Genomic DNA, 16,517 nt, shown 5'->3' with positions numbered 1-16,517 from the left:
GATGGGGGATGGGGGATGGGCGATCGTGAAAAAACTGATAACTGAAAAGACTGATAACTGTTTTTGTATACCCTATAATCCGTGATACACTGCTAATCAGACTGAGAGCAGTTACGCTTGGGATAGCCAGGACTAGGGCTAATCCATCCCTCAACTCTAACCACCAGATGAGTATCTCGACCTCGGTACTAGCGGATTTGGTGCAAGTGATGCCCAAACTGCGGTCTCAAATTTACTTTAAATCATCCTTGACAGCGCTCTCTCATGCGATGGAAGATCAGGTTTTAGCGGGAACCGATCAACCTCTGGTGATCGCCACTTTTCAGCGAGAGCGTTTTTATCGTCAGGAGGCTCACCGCTATAGACGCATCGCCCAACGAAGCAATCAAGTTTATGTGATGGCCGCACCAGAAACAGAGTTTAAGAACTCTTCTGGAGAGCATGAAATGGTTGCATTTGGCCCGGAAGATCCCTTGAGCCTAGAATGGAGTCTAGTGATTCTCGGTCAGCATTACTCAACCTGTCTAGCTTGTGTTGAGCGTCAAAATATAGCTGGAAATTCCCAGATTCCTGAACAACTGGCGATGGAACAGGCGAGGCTATTTGAGGGAATCTGGACAAGCGATCGCCAAGTCTGCATGAAAGTCGCTGAACTTTTATTGCAGCGCATTATATATTATAGACCGGAACTCAGTCCCAAAGTCGAACAAGCCCTTCAAGTTTACGGAATGATTTCACCGTCTGGAAATCGGTCGAAATCAGGGTCTCGTCGTTCTTCCAAAAAACCCCAACCCACGAGTATTATACCCGGAGAATTATCTCCGTCTCATTTCAGTGATGCCTTTGCTCATCGCTTGGTGACTTATTTACAAGCAGGTCAACATAAATTATTGCGGGTTTACCGATCTCTTGCCGCTCAGGAACGTAAAGAACGCCTTGTTAACTCGATCACCAACGCCATTCGACAATCCCTCAATCCCCATGAAATCATCAAAGTCGCCACTCAAGAACTCGGTGAAGCGATGGGGGCTTGTCGGTGTTTAATCTATCGCTGCAAGTCCACTGATGAGGCGATCGTTCTGACCCATGAATATCTCTGCTGTGACGCTCAAAACAACTCCGCTCGTTCTCTCGACTCCCTAGTTGGACAAACTTGGCTCTTACAAGGGAATCCGCTATTTGAACAAGTGATCAAACATCAAGATCGGGTTTATTTAGCCGATACTTCTCTTTCTCCAGAAGCCGCAGTAAAATCTCCTAAAAATCGCAATCTTCTACCTGAAATTTTAACAGCTTCTAGCCTAAATACCATTAAAAGACTGGCTGATTCTTGGAAAATTAGGGGTTGGTTAATGGTTCCGATTTTGTATCAGGGAAAGTTATTAGGAATGGTTGAGTTGCATCAATGTAAACCTGCATTTTACAGTTGGAAAGAAGATGAATTGTCTTTAGTCGATGCGATCGCCACTCAACTCAGTACAGCATTAATTCAAGCGCAAACCTACGCCAACCTCGAAGATCTCAACCAACAACTAGAAGCTTTAGAACGGACTCGGAGTAATTTAATTGCGATCACCGGACATGAACTTCGCACCCCTTTATCAACAATTCAAGTGTGTTTAGAAACCCTCAGTCAAGAACCGGATATGTCGCTCGAAATGCGACAGGTGATGTTAGAAACAGCCTTAACAGATGCCGAACGACTCAGAAAATTAGTACAAGATTTTTTAACTCTTTCTAATCTTGAAAGTGGTCGAGTCGATTGGAATTTTGAAACTTTGCCTTTGAGAGAATGTGTAGATTTGGCTGTGAGTGGACTTCGCGCCCGTTTGTCTAAAAGTTTATTACCCGGAATTGAAACCGAAGTTTCTGATGATTTACCGTTAGTTAAAGCCGATGGGGAATGGTTAGTAGAATTGCTCTACAAATTATTAGATAATGCCTGTAAATTTACCAGTCCCGAGGGAAAAGTAACCATTAAAGCCAAACGAAATGGCAGTAAAATGTTAGAAGTAACGGTAGCGGATACAGGACGAGGAATTGAACCGAATCGTTTAGAAGCTGTTTTTGATCGCTTTTATCAAGAAGAAGGTTCCCTCAGACGAACCGTTGGCGGAACAGGTTTAGGACTGGCAATTGGGAAACAAATTGTCACAGGTTGGGGCGGTGAAATTTGGGCAGATTCTCCAGGTAAAAATCAAGGTAGTGAATTTCATTTTACCATTCCGTTTGTTGAGGCAGAAGCCGAAATTAATCGGTAATAGGGGACAGCGCAAACTCCGTTGTGCGGGAACAAGCTTAGACAGTTATCAGTTTACAGTGACCAGTGACCAGTGATAACTGTGAATGCTGGTAACTCTCTTACAAACTTTGCTACCGACTATTCCGCCGGGTCGCAAGTTTGCGCTGATAACTGATAACTGTATAACTGTAAACTGTAATGTGTAACGGTTCTTTACGATCGAGCCAGATTCGGCAACATCAGTGATAGGATGCCGTAAAAACCTTACTATAGACGTTCTATGGCAGAACAACTGACAGGAAAACCCCCTATTTTCGGCGGTAGCACAGGCGGCTTGCTGACCAAAGCGCAAGTTGAGGAAAAATACGCCATCACCTGGACTAGCTCCAAAGAGCAAGTCTTTGAAATGCCCACAGGTGGCGCTGCTATTATGAATGAAGGTGAAAACCTACTTTATTTGTCTCGTAAAGAACAATGTCTAGCTTTGGGATCGCAATTTCGGACAAAATTCAAACCAAAAATTGACGACTTTAAAATCTACCGCATTTATCCGAACGGTGATATGGAATACTTGCATCCGAAAGATGGTGTCTTCCCTGAAAAAGTCAACGAAGGTCGTGATTTCTACGGTAAGATCGAGCGTAATATTGGGTCTAATCCCGATCCCGCTAAACTCAAGTTTAGTGGCAAAGCACCTTACGAAACCTAGTGCTTGGCGTTATATTAACGCTGAGTAGAGCAATTTTATGCTCTTTAATGGCAGGATGAAGGATTAAATTGTGCCTTCATCCTTTACTATTTCATCACCTCTAGACCGCCATGATTTTTCCGAACTTCTCCCAGTTTCAACAACTAGCAACTCAAGGTAATTTTATACCCGTTTATCAAGAATGGGTCGCTGACTTAGATACTCCGGTTTCGGTTTGGTATCGAGTTTGTGCGGGTCAGCCCTATAGTTTTTTGCTAGAATCCGTTGAAGGGGGTCAAAAGTTGGGACGGTATAGTTTTGTCGGTTGTAACCCGGTTTGGGTGTTAGAAGCCCGAGGAAGACGCGCCACGCAAACTTATCGTGATGGCACAATAGAGGAATTTGACGGTGATCCGTTTAACGTTTTGCAAAACTGTCTGGCTGCTTATCATCCGGTAAAATTACCGCAGTTACCGTCTGGAATTGGCGGGTTATTTGGGTTTTGGGGATATGAACTGATTCGCTGGATCGAACCGCGTGTACCAGTTTATGAACCGACAGAAGATCAAATTCCTGATGGCTTGTGGATGCAGGTTGATCATTTGATTATTTTTGATCAAATTAAACGCAAAATTTTAGCGATCGCTTATGCTGATACTCGTAATGGCGATCTGCAAACTGCTTATCAACAAGCTTGCGATCGCGTCACCCAACTGTTAGATAAATTAGAATCACCGCTATTTTCACGGGAACGAACCCTATTAGAATGGACACCCCCAACCCCAGAGAGACAACCGCCAAACTCAAGCGAAATTGAAGGTTATCGCAGTAATATTTCCCCAGAACAATTTTGTGCAAACGTTGAAAAAGCCAAAGCTTACATCAAAGCGGGAGATATCTTTCAAGTCGTGTTGTCTCAGCGACTCTCCGCCCCTTATGACGGCGAAGCTTTTGCTTTGTACCGTTCTCTAAGGTTAATTAATCCTTCGCCCTATATGGCTTATTTTAACTTTAGAGAATGGCAGATGATCGGATCAAGTCCTGAAGTGATGGTGAAAGCAGAGAAAACCCCCGAGGGAAAAACCATCGCCACATTACGCCCCATTGCGGGAACTCGCCGTCGGGGACAAACAACTATTGAAGATGATGCGTTAGCGGAGGACTTGCTCAAAGATCCCAAAGAAATCGCCGAACACGTAATGTTAGTTGATTTAGGGCGAAATGACTTAGGGCGGGTTTGTCGCAGTGGTAGCGTCCAGGTTGATGAATTAATGGTGATAGAAAGATACTCTCATGTAATGCACATTGTCAGCAATGTTGTGGGAGAATTAGCAGAGGATAAAACAGCTTGGGATTTATTAAAAGCCTGTTTTCCGGCTGGAACTGTCAGTGGGGCGCCAAAAATTCGGGCGATGGAAATTATCCATGAGTTAGAAGGTTGTCGTCGTGGGCCTTATTCGGGGGTTTATGGTTATTATGATTTTGAAGGACAACTCAATAGTGCAATTACGATCCGAACGATGTTAGTTAGTCCTCAAACTGATGGTAAATATGTTGTTAGTGTGCAAGCAGGAGCGGGTTTAGTGGCGGATTCTGATCCGCAACGAGAATACGAAGAAACGCTTAATAAAGCGAGAGGATTATTAGAAGCAATTGGCTGTTTGAAAAAACAGTAAACTGAAAACCATTTACACCGAATAACAAACATCATGGATTTTTATATTGTTGATGTTTTTGCAGAAGACAAATATGCGGGAAATCAATTAGCTGTCGTCTTTGGAGAGGGAGTCATGTCTCTATCCGATGCAGAAATGCAGCAAATCGCCCAAGAAATGAACTATTCAGAAACCTCTTTTATTCCGTCGAGTCAAACCGAAGATGGAGGCTATGATGTGAGGATTTTCACCCCTCAAAAAGAATTGCCTTTTGCGGGTCATCCAACACTTGGAACAGCCTACATTATTCAACAAGAAATCATTCAAAAACCGCTTGAACAAGTGATTTTAAATTTGGGAGTTGGGCAAATTCCCGTCACTTGGACTCAAGATGAAGATGGCGATGAAATTTTCTGGATGCGACAGAATAACCCGGAATTTTATCACACTTTAGAAGTAAATTTAGTTGCCGAAGTTTTGGGTTTAGAAGTCTCCGAAATTGATCCTAAATTTCCCATTCAAGAGGTTTCTACCGGAATTCCGTTTATCCTCGTTCCCCTGAAAAATTTAGCGGCTTTGAAGAAAGCAAAGGTGAATCTAGAAAAGTATTCAAAGCTGATGGAAATCACACATTCTACAGAAATTTTAATCTTTTCTCCTGAACCTTACAGCCCCGAAAATCAAATTAGTGCGAGAATGTTTGCCCCGAGTTTAGGAATTCCCGAAGACCCCGCAACCGGAAGTGCAAACGGTTGTTTAGCCGGATATTTAATTCAGCATTCTTATTTTGAAAAAGATCAAATTGATCTGAAAGTTGAACAAGGTTATGAAATTAATCGCCCTTCTATTTTGTACTTGAAAGCGAAGAAAGTTGCTGATAAAATTGAAGTAATGGTTGGGGGAAAAGTGGTAAAAGTGGCTCAGGGAAAATTATTATAGGGAGAGATGAAAAACCACGCTCGACACTCAGACACAAAGAAAGAATATCTTCGGGAACTTTGTGCCTTGGTGGTGAGTTGAACATCTCTCAAACCCTATTATTGATTAACCTAGCCACACTTTCCAAGCCGTATCATTCCAATCTTGCTCGGTTTCCCATTGGGGTTGATCTGTATCAATTACAGCGTTAACGTTATCTGCAACTTGATCTAACTTATCTTGAGACAAGCTGGCTTGTTTTTCACCGGATGAACCGTCTCCGTAACCAATACTAATGACTTCTAAACCCGAACTTTCTTTAACTTTCGCTTTCTCTGTATTTTGAGGATTTTGCGGGTTTGTTTCAGACTGAGACATGGGGCGATACTCCTGAGTTTTACATTTGTATACCTTCTCTTTCTGACTCTCCTCAACCCAATCAGAAGGGTAAGTCATCTTCCTCGTCTAAAGCGACTTCAGGGGGTTCTAAGGCTTGTTTAGCTTGTTTAATTTTTTCAAATAATGAACTCTGCGATCGCGTTTTGTGGTTTAATCGATTTAGATTGTATTTTGCCTTAAGTGCGTCTCGAACCGATGCCGGAGTTTGTTCGGTTGGCCCCTGCAAGTCGGCAGCCGTCATTACCGGAAGCCGTGAACCTAATTTCTCAACGGTTATGTCAGGAAGTCTCACTAAGAAATATTCTCGTCTGCGTCTAATGTTTTCCGCCCGATTGTCAATTTCTGCTAATACGCCGATAATTTGACTGAGATGATGGGAAGACATTGCAACTTGTACTTCAATATCATCAAGAGGAATTCCCAAACGTTCGGCTTGAGATAAGACATCCGGGGGAATATGATCTAAATTGGGCGGGTTCAAAGCTGCTGCTAAATTAGCCAAAGCTTGCTTGAATAGCGTTTCCGTTTCTGCTATTAATTGCGGTGTAATTTGTTCAGGTGTTAAAGTTTCCCCAAGAGTTTGCAGTTGCTTTGTTGCTGCTTGGGATAAACGAATGGCAGTGTGTAGAGGGTTATTTTCTATCATCATTTTTATCCTTCAAGATTTTCTAACTCTTGTGTAGACTGCCATCCAGGTTCCCAGAGGCTTCGATCTTTGAGTTGTTTGGCGTTTAACCAAAAGCGAACATTGGGATCACAAGATGCTACCATTTCAGCAAATACCCATTGTCCATCATTTTTGCGGTTAACGACCTGAAAATGTCGCCAACCCCAGGTTTTTTGAGTGGCTGTCCATTTGGAACCGACGAGATAGGGAAATTTTTGCTTTTTTGGCATTTTTTTGTCGTTAGCTGGCAATCTTCTTCATTTTGACAGATAGCCGTCTTCTGGAAAATATCAAAAACTCGTAACCTCTGCAAAACCCGTTTTTATTTTTCCGAAAAGTTCTTTCTGTGGTTAGAAGTCTCGTTAAATCAAAGCCGTTATACTCTTGAGCATTGAGAGTAGAACTCCGTGAACTACCCACACTGACCCGAAGGTACAGTGTGGGCTTCTGATTTCATAGCCCGATGCCCTTTCACCGCAGCGGTTATCCGGTCTTAAACAGGCTCCATCAGCAGAGACGGGGTTCCCTCCGTCTTTATTTAGTATTCTGATGCCTTCATTCCTGATATTCAGTGCAGCGTTTTCGTCACGGTCATGGTGAGTTTTACAGATAGGGCAATCCCATTCTCTGACATTCAGAGGTAGCGAATCCACGACATGACCACAGCAGGAACAAGTTTTAGAACTGGGGAAAAAGCGATCAATTTCTATGAGTTGACCGCTTTTTTGTTGAAGTTTGTAATCGATGAAGTTGACAAACGTTCCCCATCCCACATCAGATATTGACTTGGATAACTTTCGGTTCTTAACCATCCCCTTAACGTTGAGATCTTCAACGACAACAACTTGGCTTTCATTTACCAATTTTCTTGATAACTTGTGCAAGAAATCTTGGCGGGAATTAGCTATTCTCTCGTGAACCTTAGCCACCTTTTTTCTGAATCGCTCTCTCGATTTACTTCCTTTGGTTTTTCGAGAGAGTTTTTTCTGTTTTCGAGCCAGGTTTTTCTGGTGACGGTTTAAATGTTTCGGATTAGCATATTTAGTTGCGGTTTCTCCGTCATGGATAATTGCAAAATCTTTTAATCCAAGATCGATCCCAATAATTTTGTCCCCCGATTCTTTGACTTCACTTCCCTCTACTTCACACAATATTGAAGCAAAGTATTTATCGGTTGAAGACTTAGAGATTGTTACTGTTTTAATCTTTCCTGTAACTTTCCTGTGAAATACTGCTTTGACTTCACCAATCTTGGGAATTTTTAGATATTTACCGCTAACGGTAACATTTTGGGGGTATTGGATTGATTGTTTGTGATGCTTGGACTTGAATCTAGGGAATCTAGCTCGTCCCTCAAAAAAGTTCTTATAAGCTTTGTCCAGGTTAATTGCTACACATTGGAGAACCGATGAGTAACAATCTTCCTTGAGCCAAGGGTATTCCTTTTTGAGTTGAGGGAGCATCCCCTTGTAGGTTGCTAGTTTTAAACTTTTTCCAGTTTCTTGATAGTGCTGAATGCAGGTATTTAAGGCAAAATTCCAATACCAACGCGCACAACCAAACGACTTGGCTAACGCCAATTCCTGTTCGGGTGTTGGGTATAGCCTCACCTTTGTAGCCTTCAGCACTTTGAATCACCTCCTTTGTTTGGTGTCGTGGTTTTAGTGTACACTGACTAGAACACAAGTTTTTCAAAGTGAGATTATGAAAAATGATTTGGTCAGCAAAGGGAGGTCTGTCAGTGACCTCAAGGTGCATTTGGTTCTCACAGCCAAGTATCGACGGAAAGTTTTTACCCTTGAAATACTGAATAAGCTGCATTTCATGTTTGAAGAATTGCTCCACAAGTGGGATTGTAAATTAATTGAGTTTAACGGGGAGGATGATCATGTTCATCTTCTTTTTCAATACCATCCAGACTTGGCTTTGAGCAATTTAGTCAACAACCTTAAATCTGTAACATCTCGAAAATTAAGACAAGAGTTTTCCGAACACTTGAATTCTTTCTACTGGAAAGATGTTTTTTGGAATGGCTCTTACTTTGTCGCTAGTTGTGGTGGGGTTACTATCTCATCTCTCAGGCAATATATCGAAAACCAAAATCAACCCAATTCCAATAATCTCTGACCGCAATTCATAAGGTCGCGCCATCGGAACCTGCGTCCGATGCTTGAGCGACTGTCCCACGCTGCCCTTTCGGGTCAGACGTGGGGCTTCTTGCGGGAGAAGCTAAAAGCGATCGCCAGATCAAGCGTTGTGCAGTTAAATACACAGGCAATCTTAGTCGATCTGCCGATTTAATTACCCAGTTACCGCGATCGCTGCAAGAACAGATTTATATTGCTGGAAGTGCTGGAGAAGCGATCGCCCCTGAAAAGTTGGAGAATGTCAGGGCGGAAGTTGTCGCCCAATGGATGGTGAATGAATATCCCCAACGTTCCTATCCGGCTGTAGCAATTGGTTCTTCCTGCGGGGCTTTGGTGAACCTCTGTGCTGCGTTGGGTATTCCCTGGCTCCCCCAGACATTTCTGATTCCGGTTAAGCATGGCGGCGAGATTGATATTGATGAACCCAAACAGGCTTTCAATTGGGGCTGTAAATGGGCGAATTCTTTATTAGAAAATAACCCCGAGTTGAAGTTACATCATATGCACGATCCCTCTTCTCTCGATGCACTCGAAGATTATTTAGAAAATACTGATCCCTAGGATGAAATTTATTTGATGTTATTTTCTCATGGTGTGGATTCTGTAGGTTTACCATCTATCGAACGTTGGCGTCAAATCTTTCAGAAAGCGAAAAAACAGGGTAATTTTGTCGGTGTAGATCAGGAGAAGTACCCGAGACATTTTGCTTCGATGATTCGTTATCATACAGATCTCAAGCGCCTGATTTTGGCTCGTTATCCTCTACCAACTTCCTTGAGTTTAGCACAGCTTGACCAGTTTATCGACCAAGAAAAAGGGAATTTCAGAGTCAAGTTTACTTAGGTTATTAGAGTTGTAGGGGAAATCAGACAATAAAATTAATAATCACAACATTAACTTTTCGCTCTAATGCACCCTACTATAAAAAAATTAATCCCTATGAGGGATTGACAAAATAACTTGTCTTTAATTTTCACCAGTTTCTACCTATAGGTACACGACAACAGCTTGCCATATGAGGTTTACTATAAAAGTGATTCAGTAACAATTACACTTAACCCCTAGAGTGAAAAATATTCATGCCTGAAGCTGTTATTTTTGATATAGACGGAACCCTGGTAGATTCAGTCCACTTTCATGCTGAAGCTTGGGTGAAAGCATTTAAACAGTATGGTTATGATGCTGATTTTGATAAGGTAAGACAACAAATTGGTAAAGGAGGAGAGTATATTCTCCCCGAGTTTATCTCTCAAGAAGAAATCGAGAAAGACGGCGAGAAAATTAGCGATTATCGCAAACAATACTATCAGGAAAATTTGCTCGATAAAATCAAGCCATTTCCCAAAGTTCGAGAACTTTTTGAGCGAGTTAAAGCGGATGGGAATCAGATTGTTTTAGCTTCATCTGCTCGTCCAAAAACCGTAGAATATTATCAAGAACTTCTGGGTATAAAAGATTTAATCAATGGGGTAACATCAAGAGGAGATGTTGAACAGGCTAAACCCAATCCTGATATTTTTCTTGCCGCACTTAATCATTTTGAAAATGTGAGTAAAGAATCAGTTATTGTTGTGGGTGATAGTCCCTATGATGCTGAAGCTGCTGAGAAAATTTCCTTGTCAACTGTTGGGGTTTTATGTGGGGGATATTCTGAAGACGTTTTAAAAAAAGCGGGTTGTATTGCTATTTATAAAGATCCGGCTGATTTACTCAATCATTATGAGGAATCTCCGCTTAGGGCGCAAAAATGACGGCGCAAGAATGAGGGCGCAAGTTGGCGCCCCTACGGTTGCATGATAAAGGCTAGTGACTCAGATTCAACTCCAGATAGACCAACCGGATTTATTAATTGAACCGAATTTGATGGATTTTGGTATTTTTGATTTTCATCAAGCCAAACCGATTATGCAAAAAGGGTATGATGCTGCAAAAGCGAAGATTCCCCAGATTAAAGAAGTTTTAGAAACATCTGCATAAGTCGGGAAATCCTGTTTAAATTATTAGTTACTTCCGACAAACTCTAAAACTGGGTTTGGTGTTTAATCCAAGTTTTTGATTGAATTCTTTGCTGTATATTGCCGAGCGCCAATTTGCTGCTTTTTTAACTTGTTGGGGTTCTAAATTCGTCGCATCGGTTAAGTTTGCACACAATAAATTGGCGTTTTCAAGGTTGGTATTTTGGAAGTTTGCACCCTGAAATTTACCCCGATGAAGTAAAGCATTTTGTAGGTTGGCTTGGCTGAGATTGGCTTGTTTTAAACTCGCTTCAATCAGATTAATATTTTGCAGATTTCCACCGCCAAAGTTAGCCGCGTCTAATTGTTTAAAATAGAGTTGTTTGCAGTTAAATTGACCGAAATCAACCGCAGTTATATCTCCGCCATGAACCCAACAAAGTTCGGGTATAAATTCGGGATTATAAGTTGCTGCTATCCAGTTTTTCGCCTCTCTAATTTTTACGGGATTAAGATTTTTAGCGTTGGTGAAATTGGCTTTTTGAAGTTCGGCGTTAGTCCAGATAACATCTTTAAAATCCCCGCCTTCAAAGTTAACACGATTAAGTTGAGCATTCGTGAAATTAGCCCCGGTTAAATCAGCATTGTTGAGTTGAGCATTGGATAAATCTGCGCCGATGAGTTCGGCGTTAACTAATTTAGAATTATTCAGTTGTGCGCTGGTCAGTTCAGCGTTATTGAGTTGAGCATTTCTCAAGAAAACATTATTTAATTTAGCTCTAAAAAACTTGGTATTTTCTAAATTTGACTCGTTAAAGTTCGTCTCGTTAAATTGGGAGTAATTGAGATTAGAACCTTGAAAATTACTATAAGACAAATCTGCTTCTTCTAATTCTAGATAAACTAACTGAGTGCGTTGAATTTCTAAACCGGATAAATTCACCTCATAGCTGTGTAAATCTTGCAACGCTTGGGTAACACCGCCATTGGAACGATAGCTTTCATTATCGCTAATTTCTCGATCTTGATTTTTGCGAATAATATCCCAAGCTTGATAAATAACTTGGCGACGAGCGATAGTATTTTGTTCTTGAAGTTCGGTGACAAAACTGTGCATTTGAGTTCCAAACTGAAACAAAGTAAATCCCACACCGGATAAAGCAGCGAGAATACCAAATAGTTTGGAATTCGCCGCATGATAAGAAAAACGATTAATAAAATATCCGACTTGTCGGGATTGTTTTTGAAATCCTTGGGAAGTTTCTAGGGATTTTTTCTGGGCGTAGTTTTCAAAGATTTGACGGAATTCTTCGAGTTCAAAGTTATATTTTTGAGCGAGTTGACGCAATAAAACATCATATTGAAATAAATCCGAACAGGTTTTGGCTTCGTACAACTGTTGTAAATCTTGATGAAGTTCAGGATTAATAATCGTTTGAGTGACTTTTGAGAGTTCTGTAGATGGAGAATTTTCGACTTGTGGGGTGTTTACGGATTCAATTTTTTGGAGTTCTGTCACCATGATTAATCTCCTATTGCTAATATTCAAGAGAGGGCTAAAAGTAAGCTAGAATTTAAAACTAGAACTTATACAAAATAATTTGACTGTAGTTTCAATTTAGCAATTTTATTGTTGTCAACGACAGTCCCTTTTTTGAGTGACAGTTAGAACACTTAGACTGAGGAATATCTCGCCATGACTAAACCTCCCCTTCTCAAACCCGATCAAATCTATACTTTTAGTAAATATTTTGAGCTAACCTTCGATCCAGAAGATATTCTGGAAGAATTGGGTTATTCTTTAGTGCGATCGCAATTTAACTTTTCTCAATTTTCGGGTCAATTTGAGATAACTTCTCTCAAAAATCGCATTGAACAAGATTTGATTGTTGTCGATCTCACCAGTGAAACCGCCCGTCGAGAAGTAATTATTGCGCCCGTGTTGTTAGAATTGTGTCGTTTTCTTCGGGCTAAACTTAAAATAGAATATCCGATTGTTGTTAACGATCGCCTCAGAGGTTCAGTTGATTATTTAGTTCAATTTAAAAATAGTTTCTTAGTGGTTGAAGCAAAAAATGCCGATCTTTCCCGGGGATTTACTCAACTTTCCGTGGAATTAATCGCCCTCGATCAATGGATAAATTCTCCCTCAGAAATGCTTTGGGGGGCGGTAACAACGGGGGATATTTGGAAATTTGGGGTTTTATCTCGTCCAGAAAAACAAATTCGACAAGATATTAATCTTTATCGGGTTCCGGCGGATTTAGAAGAATTAATGAGGATTTTAATCGGTTTATTAATATCAGAATAAATTCTTTTCCCCCCTTAATCCCCCCGAGGGGGGATCAAAGAGAGGTTAATTAATGTCCGACTAACTTATCTCGTAATACTTTAATGCGATCGCGTAATTTGGCGGCTTCTTCAAATTCTAATTGTTTTGCGGCTTCTTTCATTTGTTTTTCAAGTTGACCAATTAAATCAGGAATTTCTTCTAGGGGTAAATCATCAACTTGTTCATAAACTTCTTCTAATTGTTGGGCGTTTAACCGTCGAGAAACATCCAAAAAGTCTAAAATTCCATTACTCAACTTTTTAACAATGGGTTGAGGTGTAATCCCATTTTTTTGATTATATTCAAACTGAATGGTTCGTCTTCTTTCTGTTTCATCAATGGCTTTAATCATGCTATCGGTGAGATTATCTGCATATAAAATCGCCTGACCCCGGATATTTCGCGCCGCCCGTCCAATGGTTTGAATTAACGAACGAGTCGCCCGTAAAAACCCTTCTTTATCGGCATCTAAAATCACCACTAACGAGACTTGAGGTAAGTCTAAACCCTCCCTTAATAAGTTTACCCCAATTAACACATCAAATCCCCCTTGTTGTAAGTCTCGGATGATTTCAATGCGTTCAATAGACTTAATTTCTGAGTGCAAATATCTAACTTTAACGCCTCTGTCTTGCAAATATTCGGTTAAATCTTCCGCCATGCGTTTGGTTAACGTAGTGATTAAAACCCGCTCATCTCGTTGAACTCGTTCTTGAATTTCTCCGAATAAATCATCAATTTGTCCTTCGGTTGGACGCACAAATATTTCGGGGTCTACTACACCCGTCGGGCGGATAATTTGTTCAACGACTTTTCCTTGAGATTGTTCGATTTCCCAGTCTCCGGGTGTGGCTGAAACAAAAATACATTGATTGACTTTCTCCCAAAATTCATCCGCTTTTAAAGGTCGATTATCGGCTGCACTGGGAAGACGAAACCCATGTTCAATTAACACTCGTTTGCGGGATTGATCGCCGTTGTACATTCCCCTAATTTGAGGAATCGTAACGTGAGATTCATCGATAACTAATAACCAATCATTGGGAAAATAATCAATTAAACATTCGGGCGATTCTCCGGCTTGGCGTCCGGCTAAATGACGGGAATAGTTTTCAACGCCGTTACAATATCCGACTTCTCGCAACATCTCCAAATCATAACGAGTGCGTTGATTTAAGCGTTGGGCTTCTAATAGTTTTCCCGCATTTTCTAGGGATTGAACTTGCTGTTTTAGTTCTTCTTCGATATCGTTACAAGCAATTTCTAAACGATCTTCTGGGGTAACAAAGTGACGAGCGGGATAAACATTTAAGGCTTCTAAACTTTTTAAAACCTCTCCGGTGACGGGATCAACATAACGAATGGCGTCTATTTCATCCCCAAAAAATTCCACCCGAATGATCCGATCTTCGTAAGCAGGGCCAATTTCTAAAACATCTCCCTTTAGGCGGAAGCGCCCGCGAGTCAGTTCGGTATCATTACGAGTATATTGAACCGAAGCCAAATCTCGCAACAGTTGACGTTGATCAAGTTCTTCTCCAACCCGCAGAGCAATAGCGGCTTTCAGGTATTCTGTAGGTATTCCCAAACCGTAAATACAGCTAATAGAAGCCACAACAATCACATCCCGACGTTCAAATAATGATCGGGTAGCGGAGTGACGCAGCATATCAATTTCATCGTTAATCGAAGCCGTTTTTTCGATGTAGGTATCGGTAACGGGAATGTAAGCTTCTGGTTGATAATAGTCGTAATAGCTGATAAAGTATTCTACAGCATTGTTTGGGAAAAATTCTCGTAGCTCATTGCACAATTGAGCGGCGAGGGTTTTATTATGGGCTAGCACCAGAGTCGGTCTACCGATTTTCTCGATGACTGCGGCGATTGTAAAGGTTTTTCCGGTTCCCGTTGCGCCTAACAACGTGGTAAATTGATGGTTAGCTTGAAGACTGTTGACCAGTTTGGCGATCGCTTGGGGTTGATCGCCCTTTGGCTCAAAAGGTGAGTGTAGATGGAATTGCGCCATTTTCGAGGAGGCTCAGTGGAGTTTAACTTGGATGGTAGCACTTCTGTTGAGAATTGGCTGTGTGAAGCTGTGCCGTTTTTGTTTACTTATAGTTACAATATGTTATTTTTCTTAGTTGGCTATTTACTTAAGTGCTGGAATATTTTATAATTTGTTTAGCATTCATCAAACAATAAAGCTCAACTTTAGCTAAACGGTTAAAGGGCAAGTCTGAAAAATGAGGTGAAATCAGCAGCTTAGTCGGCACAGGTTAATCGTTTATGCAGGTGTAGGCTAACTCGTTTAAGAAATCAAGGTATTCAAACATGGCTGTTAGCTCTTCTACAACGAAAAGGAGGACTACGCGAACCCGTCCAACTACAGGAAAGCGTATGAGTAAGGGTGAGGAAGACACCGTTAACGCAGAAAACACCGACGAGAATAATCAGGAAAAAGATATGAGTAAGGATTTAGAAGTGGACACCAAACCGACAAAAGCCCAATCATCAGAAAATTCAACCCCGACTCAAATTCAAGTCGCTCACTCAGCGATGATCATGCCAAACCGTCCCATTGAGGAGAGTCATTTGGAAGTCGTGGGAACGATTATGGGCAACCGTCCGATTTTCAAAACCGAGAGTGTTTCCGGGATTAGCTTTGTGCATTCGGAAGATTCAGTCGGCGCGATGGCAAACCGCCCCGTTGCAATCAGCCATCTACAAATCACATCGATGACGGTTAACCGCCCTGTTGCTTCTAACGACGTTGATGATCCCTATGCGTTAATGGGATATCTCGACTAAAGCCGATTTTCTAGGGAAACGGAATGCCTTAGAGCGATCGCAAAAGTAGTCTATGTTAATCGTCGTTCTGAGTCAAAGAAGGATATTGAGAAATTCTTCACCGCTCAGAACGACAAATTTTTTAGGGTTTGAAACTCTGTGAATCTTTGTTATTGACTTGTTGTTTGCGCCAGCGTCGATAACCATAAACTGCACCCCCAACTAAGATGAAATAAGGGCTAAAAGCCAGTAACCAAACCATTAAACTCACCAAAGCCAAGGTTAACTCAGTTACAGCATTTTGGGCTTTTCCCCAAGTTTCTCCGATTTGTAAACCCAAATCTGGCTGAGGTTGAGAAGAAGCACTAACAGCCTCTTCTAGATTTAAAGTAATCATAGAATAAGCGACTTGATTTTGCAGATTGCGAAGTTGAGCATCCAGTCGTTCTATCGATTCGCGAATGTTACCAAAAATTGCCGCACACGCCCCTACCTTCAGGTATGGGGATATAAGGCTCTTTCTAATGCTATAATAACTCTACTGGCAGGGTATTCAACCAGTTGAAAAACCCAGCATCTAATCGATGCAATTAACCTTGAAAACTTAAGGTATGGGGTTCTTGCAAGAAATGCTTTGGCCATATAAAACCTTAAAGCACCAAGTACAGAGAACAAAGCATTTTTTTCTCAAGTACGGTAGGGCATACCGAAACTATCTCTGAAATGG

Annotated in this window: 19 protein-coding genes; 12 read left to right on the top strand and 7 right to left on the bottom strand. The window is 41.3% G+C overall.

All coding sequences use genetic code 11. The annotated features are described in order from the left end of the window. Positions 1-167 precede the first annotated feature (167 nt). The 4 genes from WN50_RS26995 (at position 168) to WN50_RS26980 (ending at position 5,524) form a co-directional block, all read left to right on the top strand. Positions 168-2,261, top strand: a complete 2,094-nt coding sequence (locus WN50_RS26995) for a DICT sensory domain-containing protein (protein WP_046280360.1) — start codon at positions 168-170, stop codon at positions 2,259-2,261. 261 nt (positions 2,262-2,522) lie between these two features. Further along, positions 2,523-2,951, top strand: coding sequence for a photosystem I reaction center subunit II PsaD (psaD, locus tag WN50_RS26990; protein WP_046280359.1), 429 nt, complete (start codon positions 2,523-2,525; stop codon positions 2,949-2,951). Positions 2,952-3,061: 110 nt separating this feature from the next. Further along, positions 3,062-4,606: an anthranilate synthase component I gene (gene trpE / locus WN50_RS26985; RefSeq protein WP_046280358.1), complete on the top strand. Its 1,545-nt coding sequence runs from the start codon at positions 3,062-3,064 to the stop codon at positions 4,604-4,606. A gap of 33 nt (positions 4,607-4,639) precedes the next feature. Further along, positions 4,640-5,524 carry a PhzF family phenazine biosynthesis protein gene (locus WN50_RS26980; protein WP_046280357.1) on the top strand — a complete coding sequence of 295 codons (885 nt, stop codon included), beginning with the start codon at positions 4,640-4,642 and terminating at the stop codon, positions 5,522-5,524. Positions 5,525-5,629: 105 nt separating this feature from the next. Here the strand turns inward: WN50_RS26980 and WN50_RS26975 are convergent, their stop codons facing one another. The 4 genes from WN50_RS26975 to WN50_RS26960 all read right to left on the bottom strand — a co-directional run bounded on the left by WN50_RS26975 (position 5,630) and on the right by WN50_RS26960 (position 8,197). Continuing rightward, positions 5,630-5,881 carry a hypothetical protein gene (locus tag WN50_RS26975; RefSeq protein WP_046280356.1) on the bottom strand — a complete coding sequence of 84 codons (252 nt, stop codon included), beginning with the start codon at positions 5,879-5,881 and terminating at the stop codon, positions 5,630-5,632. A gap of 61 nt (positions 5,882-5,942) precedes the next feature. After that, the gene (locus tag WN50_RS26970) at positions 5,943-6,551 is read right to left on the bottom strand and encodes a hypothetical protein (RefSeq protein WP_235441146.1); all 609 of its coding nucleotides are present in this window, start codon (positions 6,549-6,551) and stop codon (positions 5,943-5,945) included. A 2-nt stretch (positions 6,552-6,553) separates the two neighbouring features. Further along, on the bottom strand, positions 6,554-6,799 hold the full coding sequence (locus WN50_RS26965) for a TIGR02450 family Trp-rich protein (protein WP_046280355.1): 246 nt from the start codon (positions 6,797-6,799) through the stop codon (positions 6,554-6,556). Between the two features lie 132 nt (positions 6,800-6,931). Beyond that, positions 6,932-8,197, bottom strand: a complete 1,266-nt coding sequence (locus tag WN50_RS26960; protein ID WP_200906363.1) for an RNA-guided endonuclease InsQ/TnpB family protein — start codon at positions 8,195-8,197, stop codon at positions 6,932-6,934. Positions 8,198-8,273: 76 nt separating this feature from the next. Here WN50_RS26960 and tnpA point away from each other — a divergent pair, with 76 nt between their 5' ends. The 5 genes from tnpA (at position 8,274) to WN50_RS34385 (ending at position 10,693) form a co-directional block, all read left to right on the top strand. After that, positions 8,274-8,696, top strand: coding sequence for an IS200/IS605 family transposase (tnpA, locus tag WN50_RS26955; RefSeq protein ID WP_046280354.1), 423 nt, complete (start codon positions 8,274-8,276; stop codon positions 8,694-8,696). Between the two features lie 80 nt (positions 8,697-8,776). Then, complete coding sequence (locus WN50_RS35535; RefSeq protein WP_046280353.1) at positions 8,777-9,277, top strand: hypothetical protein; 501 nt, start codon at positions 8,777-8,779, stop codon at positions 9,275-9,277. Positions 9,278-9,292: 15 nt separating this feature from the next. Next, complete coding sequence (locus tag WN50_RS35530) at positions 9,293-9,559, top strand: hypothetical protein (protein ID WP_046280352.1); 267 nt, start codon at positions 9,293-9,295, stop codon at positions 9,557-9,559. 236 nt (positions 9,560-9,795) lie between these two features. Further along, positions 9,796-10,467, top strand: a complete 672-nt coding sequence (locus tag WN50_RS26940) for an HAD family hydrolase (RefSeq protein WP_046280351.1) — start codon at positions 9,796-9,798, stop codon at positions 10,465-10,467. Positions 10,468-10,522: 55 nt separating this feature from the next. Further along, positions 10,523-10,693 (top strand): hypothetical protein, encoded by a 171-nt coding sequence (locus tag WN50_RS34385; protein ID WP_200906362.1) that lies wholly within the window; start codon positions 10,523-10,525, stop codon positions 10,691-10,693. Positions 10,694-10,720: 27 nt separating this feature from the next. Here the strand turns inward: WN50_RS34385 and WN50_RS26935 are convergent, their stop codons facing one another. Continuing rightward, a complete protein-coding gene (locus WN50_RS26935; protein WP_046280350.1) occupies positions 10,721-12,193 on the bottom strand; it encodes a pentapeptide repeat-containing protein in 1,473 nt (490 codons plus the stop codon). Positions 12,194-12,367: 174 nt separating this feature from the next. On the opposite strand from WN50_RS26935, the gene WN50_RS26930 reads away from it, so the two are divergent. After that, positions 12,368-12,982, top strand: a complete 615-nt coding sequence (locus WN50_RS26930) for a hypothetical protein (protein ID WP_046280349.1) — start codon at positions 12,368-12,370, stop codon at positions 12,980-12,982. A gap of 49 nt (positions 12,983-13,031) precedes the next feature. Here the strand turns inward: WN50_RS26930 and uvrB are convergent, their stop codons facing one another. After that, positions 13,032-15,029 carry an excinuclease ABC subunit UvrB gene (gene uvrB / locus WN50_RS26925; protein ID WP_046280348.1) on the bottom strand — a complete coding sequence of 666 codons (1,998 nt, stop codon included), beginning with the start codon at positions 15,027-15,029 and terminating at the stop codon, positions 13,032-13,034. Here uvrB and WN50_RS34905 point away from each other — a divergent pair. Both WN50_RS34905 and WN50_RS26920 read left to right on the top strand, forming a co-directional pair. Beyond that, on the top strand, positions 15,015-15,179 hold the full coding sequence (locus WN50_RS34905; protein WP_160315447.1) for a hypothetical protein: 165 nt from the start codon (positions 15,015-15,017) through the stop codon (positions 15,177-15,179). The two genes, uvrB and WN50_RS34905, sit on opposite strands and share 15 nt — an antisense overlap. Before the next feature lie 221 nt (positions 15,180-15,400). Next, positions 15,401-15,811, top strand: coding sequence for a hypothetical protein (locus tag WN50_RS26920; RefSeq protein ID WP_049561309.1), 411 nt, complete (start codon positions 15,401-15,403; stop codon positions 15,809-15,811). Positions 15,812-15,932: 121 nt separating this feature from the next. Here the strand turns inward: WN50_RS26920 and WN50_RS26915 are convergent, their stop codons facing one another. Further along, positions 15,933-16,253, bottom strand: coding sequence for a DUF4349 domain-containing protein (locus WN50_RS26915; protein WP_281062912.1), 321 nt, complete (start codon positions 16,251-16,253; stop codon positions 15,933-15,935). Between the last annotated feature and the right edge of the window lie 264 nt (positions 16,254-16,517).

It is taken from the genome of Limnoraphis robusta CS-951, assembly GCF_000972705.2.
The sequence above is the reverse complement of the archived record's forward strand: the minus strand, read 5'-3'. Positions and strand labels throughout refer to the sequence as shown.

Excerpts from the sequence above, each read along its gene's own strand:
- WN50_RS26995 (WP_046280360.1), top strand. The coding sequence starts at position 168 with ATGAGTATCTCGACCTCGGTACTAGCGGATTTGGTGCAAGTGATGCCC.
- psaD (WP_046280359.1), top strand. The coding sequence starts at position 2,523 with ATGGCAGAACAACTGACAGGAAAACCCCCTATTTTCGGCGGTAGCACA.
- trpE (WP_046280358.1), top strand. The coding sequence starts at position 3,062 with ATGATTTTTCCGAACTTCTCCCAGTTTCAACAACTAGCAACTCAAGGT.
- WN50_RS26980 (WP_046280357.1), top strand. The coding sequence starts at position 4,640 with ATGGATTTTTATATTGTTGATGTTTTTGCAGAAGACAAATATGCGGGA.
- WN50_RS26975 (WP_046280356.1), bottom strand. The coding sequence starts at position 5,881 with ATGTCTCAGTCTGAAACAAACCCGCAAAATCCTCAAAATACAGAGAAA.
- WN50_RS26970 (WP_235441146.1), bottom strand. The coding sequence starts at position 6,551 with ATGATGATAGAAAATAACCCTCTACACACTGCCATTCGTTTATCCCAA.
- WN50_RS26965 (WP_046280355.1), bottom strand. The coding sequence starts at position 6,799 with ATGCCAAAAAAGCAAAAATTTCCCTATCTCGTCGGTTCCAAATGGACA.
- tnpA (WP_046280354.1), top strand. The coding sequence starts at position 8,274 with ATGAAAAATGATTTGGTCAGCAAAGGGAGGTCTGTCAGTGACCTCAAG.
- WN50_RS35530 (WP_046280352.1), top strand. The coding sequence starts at position 9,293 with ATGTTATTTTCTCATGGTGTGGATTCTGTAGGTTTACCATCTATCGAA.
- WN50_RS26940 (WP_046280351.1), top strand. The coding sequence starts at position 9,796 with ATGCCTGAAGCTGTTATTTTTGATATAGACGGAACCCTGGTAGATTCA.
- WN50_RS26935 (WP_046280350.1), bottom strand. The coding sequence starts at position 12,193 with ATGGTGACAGAACTCCAAAAAATTGAATCCGTAAACACCCCACAAGTC.
- WN50_RS26930 (WP_046280349.1), top strand. The coding sequence starts at position 12,368 with ATGACTAAACCTCCCCTTCTCAAACCCGATCAAATCTATACTTTTAGT.
- WN50_RS34905 (WP_160315447.1), top strand. The coding sequence starts at position 15,015 with ATGGAATTGCGCCATTTTCGAGGAGGCTCAGTGGAGTTTAACTTGGAT.
- uvrB (WP_046280348.1), bottom strand. The coding sequence starts at position 15,029 with ATGGCGCAATTCCATCTACACTCACCTTTTGAGCCAAAGGGCGATCAA.
- WN50_RS26920 (WP_049561309.1), top strand. The coding sequence starts at position 15,401 with ATGAGTAAGGGTGAGGAAGACACCGTTAACGCAGAAAACACCGACGAG.